This window comes from Aidingimonas lacisalsi (genome assembly GCF_008079445.1).
GTDB lineage: Bacteria > Pseudomonadota > Gammaproteobacteria > Pseudomonadales > Halomonadaceae > Aidingimonas > Aidingimonas lacisalsi.
In genome coordinates this window covers 341,512-358,796 of record NZ_VRYH01000005.1, presented here as the reverse complement: position 1 = coordinate 358,796, position 17,285 = coordinate 341,512, and the positions used below count along the sequence as shown (strand labels likewise).

The following is a 17,285-nucleotide window of genomic DNA, read 5'->3' as shown; positions in this document are numbered from 1 at the left end:
CAGTTTTTTGACACGCTGTCCTGACGATTCATGTCGCCTGCCGATCTCCGGCCCCTTTCGCTGCGGCAAGTGGCGCCATGACACTCGTCGACACCACTGTTGGAGAGACATAGATGGATATGCTGTTGCAGGCGTTGTCCTCGCTGCTGACCATTGAAAGCATATTGACCGTGCTGGTCGGGGTGTCGTTGGGACTGTTCATCGGGTCATTACCCGGATTGACAGCGACCATGGCCTTGGCCGTCCTGCTTCCGTTCACGTTCTCCATGGAAGCGCTTCAAGGCTTGATCGCCCTGGGGGCCGTCTACATGGGGTCGATCTATGGCGGCGCCTTTACTGCCATCCTGATCAATACACCAGGTACACCGTCGTCCATAGCGACTACCTTCGATGGTTATCCGATGGCGCGCCAGGGACGCGCTTACGAAGCGCTGGCAGGCGCGACCATGGCGTCGGTCGCAGGTGGCGTCGTCGGTGTCATCTTCCTGTTGATTCTGGCACCACCACTGGCCCGTCTGGCGGTCGCGTTCGGTCCCGCCGAAATGTTCTGGGTGGCGATGCTGGGACTGACCCTGGTTGCTAGCCTCTCCAGTGGCTCACTGCTCAAGGGGCTGCTGGCGGGTTGTATTGGCATGATGCTGAGCACCATCGGCGTGTCACCGATTGGTGGCGAAACCCGCTTCACCTTCGGATTCCCGCCCTTGCAAGGGGGCGTCGAGCTGATCGTGGCGTTGATCGGACTGTTCGTGATCCCTGAACTGTTGACGATGGCAGCGGAAGGCCGAGGCGCGCTCCCGAGCGGCGGAGAGATGCGCAAACGGGAACTGTCGATCGGCCGTATCGCCCGTCAAATCTTCGGCAAGCCGGTCAACTTGATTCGTTCCTGCCTGATTGGCCAACTCGTGGCCATCATTCCCGGGGCGGGTGGCAACGTCACCAGTTTGGTGGCCTACAACGAAGCGCGGCGGTTTTCCAAAGACCCCAGCAGCTTCGGCAAGGGTAATCTCGAAGGCGTCGTGGCCTCGGAGTCGAGCAATAACGTCATGGTGGCGGGCAGCATGGTACCGCTGTTGACGCTCGGCATTCCCGGTGCCCCGCCGGATGCCATCATTCTGGGGGTATTGCTGATGCACGGCTTGCGCCCGGGGATCGATTTGTTCACCGAAACCGGGGTGCTGACCAACGGATTCATTCTGTCCATGGGCCTTGCCGCCTTGATGTTGCTGCCTGTCGGTCTGATCGGGGGGCGGCTCATCCACCGTGTGGTGATTCGTACACCCTATTATTTTCTGGTCCCCAGCATCGCCATGGTGACGATCCTGGGGACATTCGCCTTGCGTAACAGCTTCCTCGACGTCGGGATCATGCTGGCTCTGGGCACGGCGGGTTACTTTCTCAGGCTGATTGGCATTCACGCGGCTCCGATCGTGCTGGGGTTGATACTGGGGGGCATCGCCGAACAAGGTTATGTGCAGACGATGCTCGCTGCGGTCGCCGATCCTGTTCCCTGGTTACGGCTGGTCGAGAACCCCTTGTCCAAGGTCCTGGCAGGTCTGGTGCTGGTGGGGGCTGCCTCTGCACTGATACCCATCTGGTTGGAGCGTAGCGGCCGCTTGGCCAAGGTCACCGATACGACGGAAGCGAACCGGAATCGGGAGGGCGAAGTATGATCGTTCGTCTCAATACCGATATCGTCGCCGGTCTGGTGGGACTGGCCTTTGCCGCTGCCCTATGGCTTCCGCGCGCCGACATGGGGCGGTTGAGCATCATTTTCCCCCGGGCGGTATTGGTCATCCTGGTCTTGCTCTCGTTGATACTGGTGCTCAAAGGATTCATTCGCCCCGGGGAGCGGCGTATCGAGATCACCGGCAGTCCACGCCGGCTGCTCGTCGTGATCATCGGCTTTTTTGCCTGGTGGATGGCGATCGACGCTATCGGTTTTCTGGTATCGACCGTGATCGCTTTCTATGCGCTGACCTGGTATCTCGCCCGCGTCGAAGGCGTGGTGCGTTGGCAGCGGTTGGCACGCTGGACGCCAGCCATCCTGCTGTTGATCGGTACGTTCTATCTGACATTCAAGGAAGTGCTCAACGTGCGCTTGCCGACGGGTCTCTTGATGTAAGGATCGATTCATGAAAATCACTGATATACGGGAGGCACGCGTGTCGATTGCCTCCGACATTGCCAATGCCTACATCTCGTTCGCCAAAATGGATGTATCGGTGCTGGCCATTCATACCGATGTCATGGTCGATGGCCGTCCCGTCGTCGGGTATGGCTTCAATTCCAATGGTCGCTATGCTCAGAGCGGTTTGCTGCGTGAGCGTTTCCTGCCGCGCCTGAGGGAGGCCGACCCCGCGTCATTGGTGGATGACACCGGCAACAATCTGGATCCCTTTCGCGTCTGGGACATCCTGATGGCTAACGAGAAACCGGGTGGCCACGGTGAGCGCTCGGTGGCAGTGGGCATCATCGACATGGCGATCTGGGACATCGTCGCCAAGGTAGAGCGTCAGTCGCTTGCCCAGCTACTGGCTGACCGTTTCGGTGATGGGGAGCCCGATCCCCAGGTGTCCGTCTATGCCGCCGGTGGGTATTACCACCCCGGCAAGGAGATTCGCGGTCTGCAAGATGAGATGCAGGATTACCTGACCATGGGCTATACCGCCACCAAGATGAAGATCGGTGGAGTGCCGCTTGAAGATGACCTCCGTCGTATCGAAGCGGCTCTGGATGTGGTCGGCGATCCTCGGTGCCTGGCGGTGGATGCCAATGGTCGCTTCGACCTCAAGACGACGCTGGCGTTTGCCGAAGGGATGGCCCCCTATGGTCTACGTTGGTTCGAAGAAGCGGGCGATCCGCTCGACTACGCGTTACAGTTACAACTGAGCGAACATTATGCGCCGCCCTCGGCAACCGGCGAGAACCTCTTCTCGCACCAGGATGTACGCAATCTTCTGCGCTATGCCGGTATGCGTTCCGACCGTGATGTCCTGCAAATGGATCCGGCGCTGTCCTATGGGTTGGTGGAGTACCTGCGCATGCTCGATGTCCTGAAAGCGCATGGCTGGTCGCCGCGTCAGTGCATTCCTCATGGTGGACACCAATTCGCGCTCGGTATCGCGGCAGGCTTGAAGTTGGGGGGGAACGAATCCTATCCGCGCGTCTTCGCGCCTTTCGGCGGGTTTGCGGATTCTACCCCGATCGAGCAAGGACGGGTCGCCATTCCACGCGTCCCGGGTATTGGTTTCGAGGACAAGCAGGAACTCATGGCACTGTTCAACGAATCGTTGTAACGGGGCGGCTTGGCAGTATACTCGAGACTTGCTATGGTTAATCCAGTATATGGAATTGTTTTCCATAATTCATTGCGATGGTTGGAAGCAAAGACCATAACGTATTACTGATAAAGTCCACTGATCGATAGCGAGGGTCGCTGCCATGATGACCAATCCCTTGACGCGCAAGCGCCCATCCAATCTCGGAGTGCACCACGGTCGATTGGCCGGTTGCTCGGCATCCTCCAATGGTGTCTGTAGCCAAGCCGACGATAACGCCCACTATGTGGCACCGATCGATCCGGGCAATCGCAGCCAGCACGAGTTGATGTCGCGTTTACGCATCGCGATCGAAGGATGTGAAGACGTCGAGATCGTCACCATGCAGGACGATTATCTGCATGCCGAATGCCACTCGCCGCTGCTGGGGTTCGTCGATGACCTGGAGTTCCTGTGGAGCGACGAGGAGAGGGTCTGTCATGTGCGCAGCGCTTCACGTCTGGGCGTGACCGATCTGGGCAAGAACCGCGCCCGTGTCGAGAAGTTGCGTATGCTGCTCGATGGGTGGGGGTTCTGCGACTGACACGACGTGCCTATGCCATTGCATGACTGGGACGTCACGCCGGCACAGGCTGTGGCATTGCAACGGCGTCTGGCCGGTCGTGTCGAACGCCAGGATAGACTCACGCCTGTCGAGCGTATTGCCGGTGTCGACATCGGTTTCGAGGATGACGGTAACACGACGCGCGCGGCGGTTGTCGTGATGGCTTGGCCCGGCCTCGATGTCGTCGAGCGGGCCGTGCATCGGGAACCGACACGCATGCCTTATATACCCGGTCTGCTCTCGTTTCGAGAGGTGCCGGCAGCGTTGTGTGCCTTTTCCCGACTTGGGCAGATGCCCGACTTGGTCATGGTGGACGGCCAGGGTATCGCGCATCCGCGTCGACTGGGCGTCGCTTCCCACCTCGGTTTATGGTTGGACTTGCCCACGATCGGTATTGCCAAGAAACGTCTGTGTGGCCGGCATGGCGAGGTGCCGAGCGAACGTGGCGGCTGGACCCCGCTCTGGGAGCGTGACGTTCGCGGTAACACGGAGACGCTCGGGGCAGTGTTGCGGTCTCGTCGTGGCGTCAAGCCGGTTTATGTCTCGCCGGGTCATCGTCTATGCCTCGAGTCGTCGCTCACCTGGGTGGTGAGTTGCCTGGGCCGTACCAAATTGCCTGAGCCGACCCGGCTGGCAGATCGGCTCGCATCGCGACGCGGATGAAGGCTACACGATATCCAGGGAGGTCTTGGCGGTGGGGGCGGGATACCAGCTATCGAGCTGTGCTATGGCATCGCTATCCAGCTCGATACCAAGGGCACTGGCGTTATCGCTGACATGCTGGCTGCCAACGGCCTTGGGGATGGCCACGACGTCACGTTGCCCGTCGATGGGCCGTGTTGCCCAGGCGAGCAGGAGTTGTGCCGGTGTCAGATCCCGCTCCCGGGCGAGCGTCACGATGGCGGTATCATTCAGCAAGTCCTGGCCCAGACGTCCACCCTGTGCCAGCGGGCAGTAAGCCATCACGGGCATGCCGTGGTCACGTTGCCAGGGACGCAGCGAATGCTCGATGCCGCGAGAGCCGAGATGGTACAGCACTTGATTGATGGCGCAGTTGCCGCCGCCGGGCAAGGCCGCAAGTCGCTGCATGTCGTCGACATCGAAGTTGGACACGCCGAAACGCCCGATCTTGCCTTGTGTCTGCAGGCGCTCGAATGCCTCTAACGTTTCCTCTAGGGGAATGCTGCCGGGCCAGTGCAGCAGGTATAGATCCAGATAGTCGGTCCCCAGTCGCTCGAGGCTGCGCTCGCAAGCCGTCATGGTACTGTCCCGCCCGGCATTCCAGGGGAACACTTTGGAGACGAGAAAGGCGTCGTCGCGACGATTCTCCAGTGCTTTGCCCACGACCGTTTCCGCGCCACCATTGCCGTACATCTCGGCGGTATCGATCAGTGTCAGGCCGAGATCCAACCCTTGTTGCAGGGCCTGGATTTCATCACGTTCCGGGGCCAATCCCTCGCCCATGTACCAGGTGCCTTGGCCGACTACAGGCAGGTCGACGGCTGGCAGTTGGGAAGTGGCGGTTAAACGGACGGTCGGATGTGTCGAAACAGTCATACATTCCTCTCTATGTGGAAAGACTTTCCAATCAGTATTGGGGAATGTGTCGAGTGAAGGCAAGAGCAAGGAATAGCGAGTCAATGTGACTCGCGATGCTTGAATATCGGCGGTGCGTGCCGCATGAATAGGAAAGGGCGGGTGTTTCGTTCGATTCGTGCGAGGAGACGACCTACACTGAGGTGGCCGGCGCTGATGCACGATGCAAAACACTGGTAACCAACAGCGAGGACAATACGCTTGACCAAGGAAACTTACGTCAATCGGTGACAACCCGGAGGTAGTATGAGCATCAAGAAGACAGGATCCGCTGAGTGGCAAGGCAGTCTGAAGGAAGGCAAAGGGAAAGTATCCACTCAGAGCGGTGCGCTCAAGGATAATCCGTATGGCTTCAAGCATCGTTTCGAAGGCGAGCCGGGGACCAATCCGGAAGAGTTGGTCGGTGCGGCTCATGCCAGTTGTTATTCCATGGCATTGTCGATGATTCTGGGCGAAGCCGGGCTCGAAGCGGACAGCATCAAGACGGAAGCCACGGTGACGCTTGAACCGGATGATGATGGCTTTAGCGTGACTCATATCCACCTGGATACCGCGGCCCGCGTCCCCGGTGCCGATGAGAGCGCCTTTCAGGATGCTGCCAACAAGGCCAAGGCGGGATGTCCGATTTCCAAGTTGTTCAATGCGGAAATCACCCTTACCGCCAAGTTGGAGAGCTGAACACTGCTTTCATGCGTTGATGGCATGACGACGTCGGCCCTTCCCGGGGCGGCGTCGTATGGTGATACTCAACGCACTGCGGCGCGGATCAAGGCACGGATCAGACGCTGTTGTGGGCGGTTGAAAATCAGCCATTCGGGATGCCATTGGACGCCGATCAAGAAGTCGTATTCCCGCGATTCGATACCCTGCACCAATCCATCGCGATCACGTGCGACGATGTCGACGCCGTCTCCGGTGCGTTGGACGGCCTGATGGTGGAGGCTGTTGATACGACACCAACTGACACGCAGGAGGCGGTGAAGTCGGCTTCCTCGCACGATATCGACCGTCTTGCGCGGCAGTACCGTGCGCCGTCGTTTGAGGCTCTTATGGGTACTGTAGATATCGGTATCGAGCGTGCCGCCGAGGTAGACGTTGATCAATTGGGCGCCACGGCAAATGCCCAGGACGGGACAATTACTGGGGATGAACCGTTCAAGCAGTTCGAGTTCCAGGCGGTCGCGTTCGGGGTCGACGCGGACGTCGAGTTGCATTTCCCCACCATACAAATGGGCCTCGATATCATCGCCGCCACCGATGATCAAACCGTCAAGATGATCCGGGCGTGACCGCGAAGGCGAGAGCCGCAAGGGAATCCCCCCGTGTCGACGGACGGCCAGCCAATCGAACCACCAAGCGATGCGGCTCTTGCGATCCGAGGTGGTGATACCGATCAGGGGGCGCGTCATTCCTGCATCCAGCCTCGCAATTTGTCCAACCAGCGTGACATTGGCGACTGCGTATGATGGTCGAGATACTCGCGGGAATGAGCTTCGAGGCAAGGCAGGTCGGCGGCCAGTCGCTCGACTTCCAACCAGCGGTTCCATTCGATCACCGATCCCCAGTCCGGCGTGGAGAGTTGTGCGTTGGGCAGGCGATAATGGAACGTTGGCCGTGGCTTGACCAGGCCATCATGGAAGAGTCGATGCGGGTGGTTCGGTCGCAGATGCGCAAACAGCGGCAGCAGGTCGAGTTCCCGGTTGCGCGTATTGTTGTCTTCCAGATAGTCGTCGATCAATGTGTCGAGCGTCGGCGCATAGTCGGGATCGAGCACTTTGATGGCATAAGACTTGGGAAAAGGGTTGGCGTGGGGCAGCACTTCGCGGGTGATATCGATATCGATCTGGTCGCGTAACCACTCAGCCAGCAACAGATAGGAGCGCAAGTGGGCGAGCAGGCTGGCAACGTCCGTGGACGGGACTTCAGGATTGAGGTGCAGGCCGAAGCCGTAGAGCAGGCTGGCATCGGTACCCTTGGCGCCATGATGTCTCAAGCCATCGAACAGGGCGTCGAGCTCACCGAGTTCGTTCCATGGAACCGGCGGGCAGACGATCTCCGTAGGCACCAGGCCGGCGACGACGTCGCCAATCAGTTCACGTGTGCGGTTATGCAGGTCAACACGCATCTGATGTCGTTGATGGTTCCACTCGTCATCGCCCTTGGCAGGTTTATCGACCACCTTGCTGTCCGGATGGGCGTATTGGGCATCGAGTTCGATGGCGAATTCGCCCCAGCGGGTGTCAGTCACACGCAGGCGATGGGGGCTGATAAGGTCGATGTGACCACCGAACAGGTCATGTACCAGTTGCGCGGCATCCTGGGGCAGCATACCGGCAAATTCGATTTCCACACCCACGCGACGTGGCCGGTCATCGCGCGAGCTGGGGCATGGTGGCGTTTGTGGAACCATCATGACTCCTGAGGTCGTAATGCTGCGAGCTTATCATATTCGCTGCTTGGCACGTCAGCCATGTAAGGCCTGGAGTATCAATTGCACGCCAATGGTGGCCATCGAAACGATGATCAGCCGGAAAAATAGTCGTTCGCTGACGCGGTGTTGCAGCCAGAGTCCGCTGCGTACACCGACCCATGCGACCGGAATCAGCAGAAGTGAAGCCCCGGCGCTGGCGGTGTTGATCTCACCGAGCCAGAGATAAGGGCCCAATTTCAGTAAGTTGATGGCCGTGAAGGTGACGACGCAGGTGGCGATAAAGGTCGCTTTGTCGAGTCCACGAGGAATCAGGTAAAGATTCACTGGTGGAGCGCCTGCATGGGCCAGGAAGCTGGTGAAACCGCAGCCGATCCCGGCCGGCCAGGCCCATAAAGAATGAGGCTGCCGAGGGTTGGAAGGCTGAAAGAACATATAGGCGGCGAACAGGATCGAGAGAATACCGAGGATCAACCGAATGGCATCATCATTGAGCACGCCGCTCAACATCGTGCCGATGGCAATCCCCACGATGGCCCCGGGAAGCAGGTGGCGTACCTCGAAGCGCGAGTGCCTGCCCCACCAGGCACGAATACTGAAAACATCCATCGCGATCAGGAGGGGCAGAAGGAGTCCGGCAGCTTCCACGGGACCGATGGCAATCGCCATCAAAGGGACGGACAGCCCTCCAAACCCGCCCGCGAAACCGCCTTTGGAAATGCCGGTGATGTAAGTGGCGAAAACGATGAGTCCCCAAGCGAAAAGTGAATAATCAGGCAGCATGAAGTCGCGTATCCTTACCTTTAAGAGGATTTGACAGTGCTCCCTACTGTACCGTGGATTGTATGCCGTGCAGACTCTGTCCAGAGCATTCGTCATGGAGGGATCATGCTTCGTCCTGTATGTCCGTTTGTCGGGTTTGTTCAGTGGCTATCGTTTGGTCTGTTGATACTGCTGCTGTTGGCACCGATGGGCGTAAACGCCCAGTCTTTGACGCTGCCGGGACTTGCCGGTGGCGGGGGAGACAGTGAATCGCAGAACACAGAGCGCGACCCGCAGGAATTCCTACGATCGCTCGATGAAGTGATTGCAACGCTGGAAAACGATCAGCGTCGCGAGGAGCTTGTCGCGAATCTCAAGGAATTGCGCCAGGCTGCCGGTGAAGCCGAAGGGGGAGAGGGGGAGGCGTCCCCTGAAGGCTTGCTCGGAGCGTTGGCAGAGACGGTCAGCGATCTGGGACAGCGGGCGGAGTCAGGACGCTCCCCGCTCGATATCTGGCAGCAGCAGTTACGACAGGCCTGGCTCGAGGTCGAGACGATCGCCAGGGATACGGGACATGCCGAGACGTTCCGGCTGGCGGTCGAGGCGGCCGTCATGCTGGGGATCTGGGTAGCCTTGCTGCTGGCCTTGATCGCCGCCAGCCGCTTGTTGGCGAGACGACGAGAGTGGCCATTGATGTTACCCCGCGAGCCTCGTACCTGGTGGTTGGTGGTGCATTTCCTGCGTCGCCTGTCGCCCTGGTTATTGGCATTCGCTCTGATGCTGGCTCTGGCACAATTCATCCCTTCCAGCCCGGGACGTACCCTGGCACTGGTGGTGGCATACATCGCCTTGTGCGGGCGCTTGCTGTCACTGATTTGCGAGACCGTGTTTTCGGTATTCACGCGCGGTCACCGCTACACTGCCGTGACATTGCTGCGACGGCAAGCATTACGACGCTTGTTCGCCATCGGGGCGTTGGTGGCATTGGCGGATGCCCTGGATTCCAGTCGACTGACCGAACTGCTCGGCGATCATCTGGCCGGTCTGGTCGCTGTGTTCGCCAATGCACTGGCAGCGTTGCTGAGCGGAGGGTTCATCCTGCGTTACAAGCGCCACGTCAAACACCTGATCCGCAATCGTCCCTATTCACAACGCAAGCAGCGCAGCACCAGCTATGACGTCATTCGGGTATTGGGCGGTTTATGGCACATTCCGGCCATGTTGATGGTCGTCGCCTCTTTGGTGGCTATATTCGTTTCAGTGGGTAATGTCGGCGATGCGTTGACCCGGGCCATCATCTGCTCCGCCCTGTTGGTTCTGACCTTCGTCGTGACGGGGTTGATTCGCCGCCATGGTGAATTGATTACCCGGCGCAGGCGGATTTCCCAGTATCGTAAACGCTTGGAACGCTTCGGCTATACGCTGGCACATATCCTGTGCTGGGTCGTGTTCGCCGAACTGTCGCTGCGGGTGTGGGGGGCCTCGCTACTGGGCGTCGGCAGTGATGCCGCCAGTGCCCGTATCGGCCAGGCATTACTGGCGATCGGGTTTACCGTCCTGCTGGCATGGTTGGCCTGGATCTTTGCCGATACAGCGATCCAGCGAGCGTTGATGTCATCGACCAAGGCACGTGGTCGACGCGTGAACAGTGCGCGTGCGCAGACCATCACGCCACTGATTCGCAACGTGATTTTCGCCACCATCGTGGTGATTGCCGCCATCGTCGGGCTAGCCAATCTCGGCGTCAATGTCACGCCGCTGTTGGCTGGTGCCGGTGTGATCGGCCTGGCCATCGGTTTCGGTGCACAAACCCTGGTGCAAGACCTGATCACCGGCATGTTCATCCTGATCGAAGACTCCCTGGCGATCGATGACTTCGTCGATCTGGGGGGGCATATGGGCACGGTCGAAGGGTTGACGCTACGGACGGTGCGATTGCGCGATCTGGATGGCGTCGTGCATATCATCACCTTCAGCCAGATCACGTCGATCCACAATATGTCCCGTCAGTTCGGTATTGCGTTGATGAAGGTGCGCATTCCACATGCCATGAAGATCGACGATGCCGTTACCCTCATGCGCGAGGTGGCTGAGGATCTTCGCCAGGATCCGGTCATGCGCCACCATATCTGGTCTCCGCTGGAGATGCAGGGCGTCGAAAGTTTCGAGGATGGCGCGGCGATTCTGCGGATGCGCATGCGTACCGCTCCGGTCATGCAGTGGGACGTTGCTCGCGCGTTCAACCTGCGTGTCAAACAACGTCTGGAGGCGGATGGGCTGGAAATGGCCATGCCACGATTGAGCTTGCATATGGAATCCCAGGGAGGAGATCAGTCGGCAGCCGGTGATGAGGCTGCCGATGACGGGCATGATGCAAGCGGTCGGCGCCCGGGGGAAGCCGGAGTGGCGGACCCGCGTGGTGACACCAGCAGCCGTGGAGGATCTCCCGACCCTGCACCGTCGCAGTGAAGTAATGCCATGAGATGGCACTATTTTTGCTTTCTCTGATATGAGCGTGGCTGTGAAACGCAATGATTCGGCTAACCGCCGGCCTTAAGCGTTACTGGTTGGCCGAAGCGTTGCCATAACGACCTAAATGAGTGCAAGCCGCGCACTATCAGGGAGCAAGGGGATGCAAGCGATTCAGCTGGACACCCTTTGGGTACTGCTGTCGGCGGTGCTGGTGTTTTTGATGCAGGGTGGTTTCCTGTGCCTGGAAGCCGGTGTGACGCGCACCAAGAACGCCATCAACGTGGCGATGAAAAATCTCGTCGATTTTGCCGTGGCTGTCAGTGCATTCTGGGCATTGGGTTTCGGCTTGATGTTTGGCACCAGTTACCAGGGGTGGTTGGGTACCGATCACTTCGGCCTGCAACTGTCCTCGGCGGGTGGGTGGGAACTCAGTGTCTTCCTGTTTCAAGCCATGTTCTGTGCAACAGCGGCGACGATCGTGTCCGGTGCCGTGGCCGAACGCATGCCATTTCTCGTCTACCTGCTCATCGCCCTGTTGATCGGTGTGCTTATCTATCCGGTGTTCGGTCACTGGGCTTGGGGCGGTGTACTGGTCGGAGAAGCGGGATGGTTAGCGGGTGTCGGGTTCGTTGACTTTGCCGGTTCTACCGTGGTGCACAGCGTAGGCGGTTGGGTGGCCCTTGCCGCCATTCTGCGTATCGGACCGCGGCAGGGACGTTTCATTGAAGGAGAGCGTGCCCGAACCGTTCCGGCCGGTAACTTGCCTATGGCCATGCTGGGGACGCTGCTGCTGTTCCTGGGTTGGTTTGGCTTCAATGGCGGCAGCACCCTTGCTTTCGATGCCCGAGTTCCGGGCATTCTGGTCAACACGGTTCTGGCAGCGGTCGCCGGTGTGCTTTCCGGCATGTTGCTGGGATGGCGTCTCCGTCGCTATGCCGATGTCTTGTATGCCATGAACGGCGCCATCGCTGGGCTAGTGGCCGTGACTGCCGGTGCCCATGCCTTGTCACCGGGGGAATCGCTCATGGTTGGCGCCATCAGTGGTCTCTTGATGGTGATATCCAGTGAATGGTTGCTGGTGCATCGGATCGACGATGCCGTAGGGGCGGTACCGGCTCACCTGACAGCAGGTATCTGGGGAACGCTGGCGGTCGGTATTTGGGGCGATGCGACTGCTTTGGGAACAGGGTTACCTCGGGGCGAGCAGGTCCTGGTGCAACTGATGGGCATCGCAGTCTGTGCCGTTTGGAGTTTTGGGCTAGCGTGGCTGTTGATTCGTGGTATCGATAGATGGCTGCCGTTACGCGTTAGTCATGACGCCGAACGGCTGGGGCTCAACATGGCGGAACATGGAGCTCGTACCGAGCTGCATGAGCTACTCGAACGCATGCGTGAACATGAACATCGTGGCGATGTTCAGGGACGGGTCGAGGCGGATCCCTTCACCGAGGTAGGAGAGATCGCGGCCAGTTACAATCGAGTGTCGGCGGCGTTGGAGAAAGCCATGGCGCAGACGCAGGTCGTATTGCGCAACATGCGCGATGGCGTCGTGACCTGGCGAGCCGATGGAACCTTGACGAGCCTTAACCCGGGGGCGGAACAACTGTTCGACGTCGATTCCGCCTGCCTGATCGGGCAACCGTTGAGTGCATTGATGAATGAGACAATGCCGCCACCCGGGGAGCGTCGTGAGTTACGCTTGCGTCATGCCGATGATGACGTTCGCTATCTGGAAATTCAGGTCAGCGAAGGTGCCCATGGTTCGCAGGCGGAATATTCGGGCATGGTGCGGGATATCACTGAGCGCAAGCGGCTTGAAGAGCAAATCAACCAGCAGAGAGAACTGGCGCAGGTCACCCTGGCGTCGATCGGTGACGGCGTGATCACGACCGATGCATCCGGACATGTCGATTTCCTCAACCGTGAAGCCAGCCGTCTGACCGGATGGAGTCAGATGGAAGCCAAGGGACAGCCGATTTCGCGCATCTATCAACTCCTCGATGAGCATAGCGGGGTTCGTGTCGAAAACACCGCTCGTCGAGTGCTGTCGTCTGGACGATCGATTGCTGCCACATCACCGCATCTGCTGCTCGGACGTGACGGCGGTCATCATCCGGTACAGGATTCAGCGGCACCGATTCGCTCGCGCGAAGGCATGACCCTCGGAGCGGTCGTGGTATTTCAGGACATGGCATTGACGCGCGATCTGTCGCGCAAGCTCAACTATCAAGCCAGTCATGACGCCTTGACCGATCTGGCGAACCGACGTGCCTTCGAGACACATTTGCGTGAGCTTATCGACGACCCTCGCGGGGAACATGTGTTTTGCTATCTGGACCTCGATCAGTTCAAGGTCGTCAATGACACATGCGGCCATATGGCCGGCGATGAGCTGTTGCGTCAGATTGCGCGCCTGTTGGGGTCGCGGATACGCAGTGCGGATATGCTGGCTCGTCTTGGCGGGGATGAATTCGGTCTCCTGTTCATGAACTGTCCCCTCGACAAGGCCGAAGCGATTGCCAATGACATTCGTCAGGCCATCGAGGCGTTCCGATTTGCCTGGGAAGGGCGCATCTTTTCCATTGGCGTCAGCATCGGACTAATGCCGGTAACTCCCGGTACGCCCATGAGCGAGGTGCTCAGTGCTGCCGATGCTGCCTGCTATGCCGCCAAGGAAGCGGGACGCAATCGCGTGCGCTGCTATCAGCCCGATGACCGCGCGCTCAAGGCGCGTCATGGTGAACTGCAATGGGTACCGCGGTTGCAAGCCGCACTCGATAGCGACGCCTTGCGATTGTTCGTGCAACCCATCGTCGGGGTTCAGGTTCGAGACCATGAGCCGTGTCACGAAATTCTGGTGCGTCTGGAAGAACAGGGGCGGTTCGTGGAGCCAGGGGCCTTCATGCCTGCCGCTGAACGTTATAACCTCATGCCGCAAATCGATCGATGGGTAGTACGCAATACGTTGGCATGGTTATCCGACGCGTGTCGTAGCGGCGAACGGTGCGGCCTTTGGTCGGTCAACCTGTCTGGGGCGTCACTGTCCGATGAGCGTTTCTGTGAAGAGCTCCGTCAGCAAGTATCGAATGCAGCGTTACCGGCGGGCACCTTGTGTTTCGAGATCACCGAAAGCGTGGCAATCTCGCAATTATCCAGTGTCACGACGCTGATCGAGGCGCTGCGTGCCGAGGGCTGTCTGTTCGCATTGGATGATTTTGGCGCGGGCCTGTCGTCATTCGGGTATCTCAAACAGTTGCCGGTGGATTTTCTCAAGATCGATGGACACTTCATCCGCGATATCCATCATGATGCCATCGACCGCGCCATGGTGGAGGCCATCAATACTGTCGGTCACACGCTAGGGTTGTCGACTATCGCCGAGTATGTCGAACATGAGGCCATCCTGGACCAGCTCCAGCGATTGGGTGTGGATTATGCGCAAGGCTACCTGTTCGGTGCACCGCAGCCGTTGACGGAATGCGTCGGGACCAAGGTGAGAGTCATGCCTCGCTAGCGGCCATTCAGAGCAGCCAGTGGCACAAGGCAATGCCCAGGATAATGCCCAGGGCAAAGAGTCCGCCGACCAACCAGGGGGCACGATAGCGATGCCAGCGGTTATGCAAGGTCACGGCCTGCGCGACTCTCGATAGCAAGGCGTCATGGTGGGGAACACTGGTATCCGGTGGCAGCGAGAAATCATTGGCGACATTGTCCTGCCAGTAAGGGCCATGGGTGAGTCCCAGGCGGGCACGCAGACGGCCTATGTCGGTCAAGGTGGCGTGCAGGCGATCATACTCTTCGCGGCGGGATTTCACTTCCAGCACGGTACGGGCATCTGTCTTGAGTGCATTGTGCTTGCAGGCATCGATCGCCTGTCGGATGGTGTCGTCACTGGCCCGACTGTCGACGCCCAGGCGTTGATAGAGGTCACGCATGACTCAGCTTGCCTCCATCAGGTAATCATAGGCTTTCTTGATGCGTTGAAAGCGTTGTGAAGCGGAAGCGGTCATTGCTTCCCCCTTGGCGAAGACCCGGTCAGGATGGTGAAGCTGTGCGAGGCGCCGATAGGCTTTGCGGATTTCATTACGACTGGCACCGGGTTCCAGCCCAAGAACGGCCAATGCCCTGCGTGTCCTGTCATTGGGAGGCGGAGACTGGTGAGCCCGCGAATGCTGCTCGTGGCGCTGGTGGTGACGGTAATCATTGCGCTGCCAGCTGTACTCGTGCTTGCGCTTTTGCTGCTGTTCACGCTCCTCATGCCGTTCTTCTCTCGATCCGTACTGCTGGTGTTCATCCTGCTGAGCCTGCTCCGACCGTTCTTGAGACTGTTCCCGATGGCCCTGTTGCCGCTCCTTGGCTTGCCAGTAAGCCGTACGGCTGGGGTCTTCGGGGGCTTCGAAGGCCTTGCCTGTCGTCGCTTCGAACAGGGCCGCGAACTCGGCTGGAGCGACACCCAGCAAGTCGGCGAGAAAACACAGGATATGATAGTTGGCGGTGGTCAGTTTGCCATCATTCACCGCCAGCGCCGTCGCCTGACGCAGGAAGGGGTAGGCCCGCTCGCCACCGGAATCCTTGTGCAGTACCTCCGCTGCTAGCTGTATGGCGGCGAGATCCTGAGCAACGGCAATCTCGATCAAGGGCTCCAGATCGTGCCCATGGCGGAACTCATGGGCCAGATCGGCGAATCGCTGCCGATCAGGATCAGTGATGTGTCCCTTGCTGGCCAACACCCAGGCCATCAACAGCAAGCCGGCAGTGTCGGTCTGATGACGGCTTTTGAGCAGCAGCAGTTCAAAAGGGGAAAAACGAGCAAGGGCCATACCTTGTGACTCCCAAGGCGATGAGGTTCTTGTCATGAGCGAATGGGCGGTTGCTCCCCTGTATGGTCGCCTCGGCGCCCCATACTTGGCAAGTCCACCCCCATCGCTATCGGCGGATACGCCGAAATATTGATAGCCAGGGTGATGGACCGCATGCGTGCCGACAATCGCCGTGTATAAGCGTTATGCTGGATGAGAGTCACCCGCGTGGAGTCTGGAATGCATGGTTTAATCGGGACGAGCGAGACATACATGAGTTCACATGCCGAGAATGTCATCTACAAGCTACTGAGCCCGGTGATCTGGGTCGCCGAGAGGCTAGGAACCTCGCGACAGGTACAGCGCGAGCCCGAAGTGCAGGCAGACATTGAGCGAGCCTGTTGTCAGCTAGCTCTGTACCAGTTCAGGAGTTGCCCTTTCTGCATCAAGGTGCGCCGTGAAATGACCCGCTTGGATCTGCCGATCGAGGTGCGCGATGCGCAGCTGGACCCCGAGCATCGTGAAGCCCTCAAGATGGGCGGTGGACGCGTCAAAGTGCCCTGCCTGCGAATAATCCATGAAGACGGTCAGGTAGAATGGCTCTACGAGTCGGATGATATCATCGTCTATCTGCGCCGACGGTTTGCCGAGAGCGAGCAATGATATTGCGAGGCGATAGGGGTTCAACGAGTTAGGGTGTGGCGTTAATGGCAAAGAAGAAGGGCGAGATCCGCCGACGCAATGTCGAAAGAATCCTGTTGGCAGCCGAGCAGGTCTTCGCGGAAAAGGGGTACGCCGGTGCCGCCATGGGCGATATTGCCCAGCTGGTGGAGATTCCCAAATCCAATGTCCATTACTATTTCGTGACCAAGGAGGAGCTGTATCGTGAGGTACTGCTGGGGCTGTTGGAGGTATGGAAGCAGGATGCCTTGTGTTTCGAATTGTATGATGACCCGCGCATCGTCTTGTCGAGCTACATACGAGCCAAGATGAATCACTCCCGGACTCGACCACACGGCTCCAAGGTGTGGGCATCGGAAGTGATGCATGGAGCACCGGTTCTGCAGGAACACTTGCGTGACAACCTCTACGAGTGGGCCAAGCTCAAGGAAGCCAAGATACGCGAATGGATCGATGATGGTCGTATTCTTCCGGTGGAGCCATCACACCTGCTGTACATGATCTGGGCGTCGACACAGCATTACGCTGATTTCGATTATCAGATCTATCTGCTCAACGACGACCACCCTCTCGATGACCTGCAATTCGAGAAGGCGGTGCAGTCGGTGACCTCTGTGATACTGCGGGGGATCGGGCTGACGCCATAGGTGCACTCCCGTGGCCCC

16 protein-coding genes are annotated in these 17,285 nt (G+C 58.9%); 10 read left to right on the top strand and 6 right to left on the bottom strand.

The features are described from left to right. Nucleotides 1-113 precede the first annotated feature (113 nt). From FVV99_RS13070 to nfi, 5 genes are all read left to right on the top strand, one after another. Nucleotides 114-1,670, top strand: a complete 1,557-nt coding sequence (locus tag FVV99_RS13070) for a tripartite tricarboxylate transporter permease (protein ID WP_148254507.1) — start codon at nucleotides 114-116, stop codon at nucleotides 1,668-1,670. Beyond that, nucleotides 1,667-2,122: a tripartite tricarboxylate transporter TctB family protein gene (locus FVV99_RS13065; protein WP_148254506.1), complete on the top strand. Its 456-nt coding sequence runs from the start codon at nucleotides 1,667-1,669 to the stop codon at nucleotides 2,120-2,122. Before FVV99_RS13070 ends, FVV99_RS13065 begins: the two co-directional genes overlap by 4 nt. A gap of 10 nt (nucleotides 2,123-2,132) precedes the next feature. Next, the gene (locus FVV99_RS13060; RefSeq protein ID WP_148254505.1) at nucleotides 2,133-3,296 is read left to right on the top strand and encodes a mandelate racemase/muconate lactonizing enzyme family protein; all 1,164 of its coding nucleotides are present in this window, start codon (nucleotides 2,133-2,135) and stop codon (nucleotides 3,294-3,296) included. Nucleotides 3,297-3,441: 145 nt separating this feature from the next. Beyond that, nucleotides 3,442-3,861 carry a DUF1499 domain-containing protein gene (locus tag FVV99_RS13055; RefSeq protein ID WP_201745092.1) on the top strand — a complete coding sequence of 140 codons (420 nt, stop codon included), beginning with the start codon at nucleotides 3,442-3,444 and terminating at the stop codon, nucleotides 3,859-3,861. 6 nt (nucleotides 3,862-3,867) lie between these two features. Continuing rightward, nucleotides 3,868-4,545, top strand: a complete 678-nt coding sequence (gene nfi, locus FVV99_RS13050; protein WP_148254504.1) for a deoxyribonuclease V — start codon at nucleotides 3,868-3,870, stop codon at nucleotides 4,543-4,545. Nucleotides 4,546-4,548: 3 nt separating this feature from the next. Here the strand turns inward: nfi and FVV99_RS13045 are convergent, their stop codons facing one another. After that, on the bottom strand, nucleotides 4,549-5,439 hold the full coding sequence (locus FVV99_RS13045; RefSeq protein ID WP_148254503.1) for an aldo/keto reductase: 891 nt from the start codon (nucleotides 5,437-5,439) through the stop codon (nucleotides 4,549-4,551). Between the two features lie 285 nt (nucleotides 5,440-5,724). Here FVV99_RS13045 and FVV99_RS13040 point away from each other — a divergent pair, with 285 nt between their 5' ends. After that, complete coding sequence (locus tag FVV99_RS13040) at nucleotides 5,725-6,156, top strand: OsmC family protein (protein WP_148254502.1); 432 nt, start codon at nucleotides 5,725-5,727, stop codon at nucleotides 6,154-6,156. A 68-nt stretch (nucleotides 6,157-6,224) separates the two neighbouring features. Here the strand turns inward: FVV99_RS13040 and FVV99_RS13035 are convergent, their stop codons facing one another. From FVV99_RS13035 to FVV99_RS13025, 3 genes are read right to left on the bottom strand one after another with little or no spacing between them, the layout of a single operon-like run. Continuing rightward, nucleotides 6,225-6,887, bottom strand: coding sequence for a gamma-glutamyl-gamma-aminobutyrate hydrolase family protein (locus FVV99_RS13035; protein WP_148254501.1), 663 nt, complete (start codon nucleotides 6,885-6,887; stop codon nucleotides 6,225-6,227). Then, nucleotides 6,884-7,888 (bottom strand): amidoligase family protein, encoded by a 1,005-nt coding sequence (locus FVV99_RS13030; RefSeq protein ID WP_148254549.1) that lies wholly within the window; start codon nucleotides 7,886-7,888, stop codon nucleotides 6,884-6,886. Before FVV99_RS13030 ends, FVV99_RS13035 begins: the two co-directional genes overlap by 4 nt. 54 nt (nucleotides 7,889-7,942) lie before the next feature. Beyond that, nucleotides 7,943-8,689 carry a sulfite exporter TauE/SafE family protein gene (locus FVV99_RS13025; protein ID WP_148254500.1) on the bottom strand — a complete coding sequence of 249 codons (747 nt, stop codon included), beginning with the start codon at nucleotides 8,687-8,689 and terminating at the stop codon, nucleotides 7,943-7,945. Nucleotides 8,690-8,794: 105 nt separating this feature from the next. On the opposite strand from FVV99_RS13025, the gene FVV99_RS13020 reads away from it, so the two are divergent. Both FVV99_RS13020 and amt read left to right on the top strand, forming a co-directional pair. After that, entirely contained in the window at nucleotides 8,795-11,137 is a 2,343-nt protein-coding gene (locus FVV99_RS13020) for a mechanosensitive ion channel family protein (protein WP_148254499.1), read from the top strand. A gap of 163 nt (nucleotides 11,138-11,300) precedes the next feature. Further along, nucleotides 11,301-14,654, top strand: a complete 3,354-nt coding sequence (gene amt, locus FVV99_RS13015; protein ID WP_148254498.1) for an ammonium transporter — start codon at nucleotides 11,301-11,303, stop codon at nucleotides 14,652-14,654. Between the two features lie 7 nt (nucleotides 14,655-14,661). On the opposite strand, the gene FVV99_RS13010 is transcribed toward amt, so the two are convergent. After that, nucleotides 14,662-15,075: a hypothetical protein gene (locus FVV99_RS13010; protein WP_148254497.1), complete on the bottom strand. Its 414-nt coding sequence runs from the start codon at nucleotides 15,073-15,075 to the stop codon at nucleotides 14,662-14,664. 3 nt (nucleotides 15,076-15,078) lie between these two features. After that, entirely contained in the window at nucleotides 15,079-15,960 is an 882-nt protein-coding gene (locus FVV99_RS13005) for a DnaJ domain-containing protein (RefSeq protein ID WP_148254496.1), read from the bottom strand. Nucleotides 15,961-16,212: 252 nt separating this feature from the next. Here FVV99_RS13005 and FVV99_RS13000 point away from each other — a divergent pair, with 252 nt between their 5' ends. Together FVV99_RS13000 and FVV99_RS12995 are read left to right on the top strand one after the other, a co-directional pair. Then, nucleotides 16,213-16,602, top strand: a complete 390-nt coding sequence (locus FVV99_RS13000; RefSeq protein ID WP_148254495.1) for a glutaredoxin family protein — start codon at nucleotides 16,213-16,215, stop codon at nucleotides 16,600-16,602. Between the two features lie 44 nt (nucleotides 16,603-16,646). Further along, a complete protein-coding gene (locus FVV99_RS12995) occupies nucleotides 16,647-17,267 on the top strand; it encodes a TetR/AcrR family transcriptional regulator (protein WP_148254494.1) in 621 nt (206 codons plus the stop codon). Nucleotides 17,268-17,285: the final 18 nt, after the last annotated feature.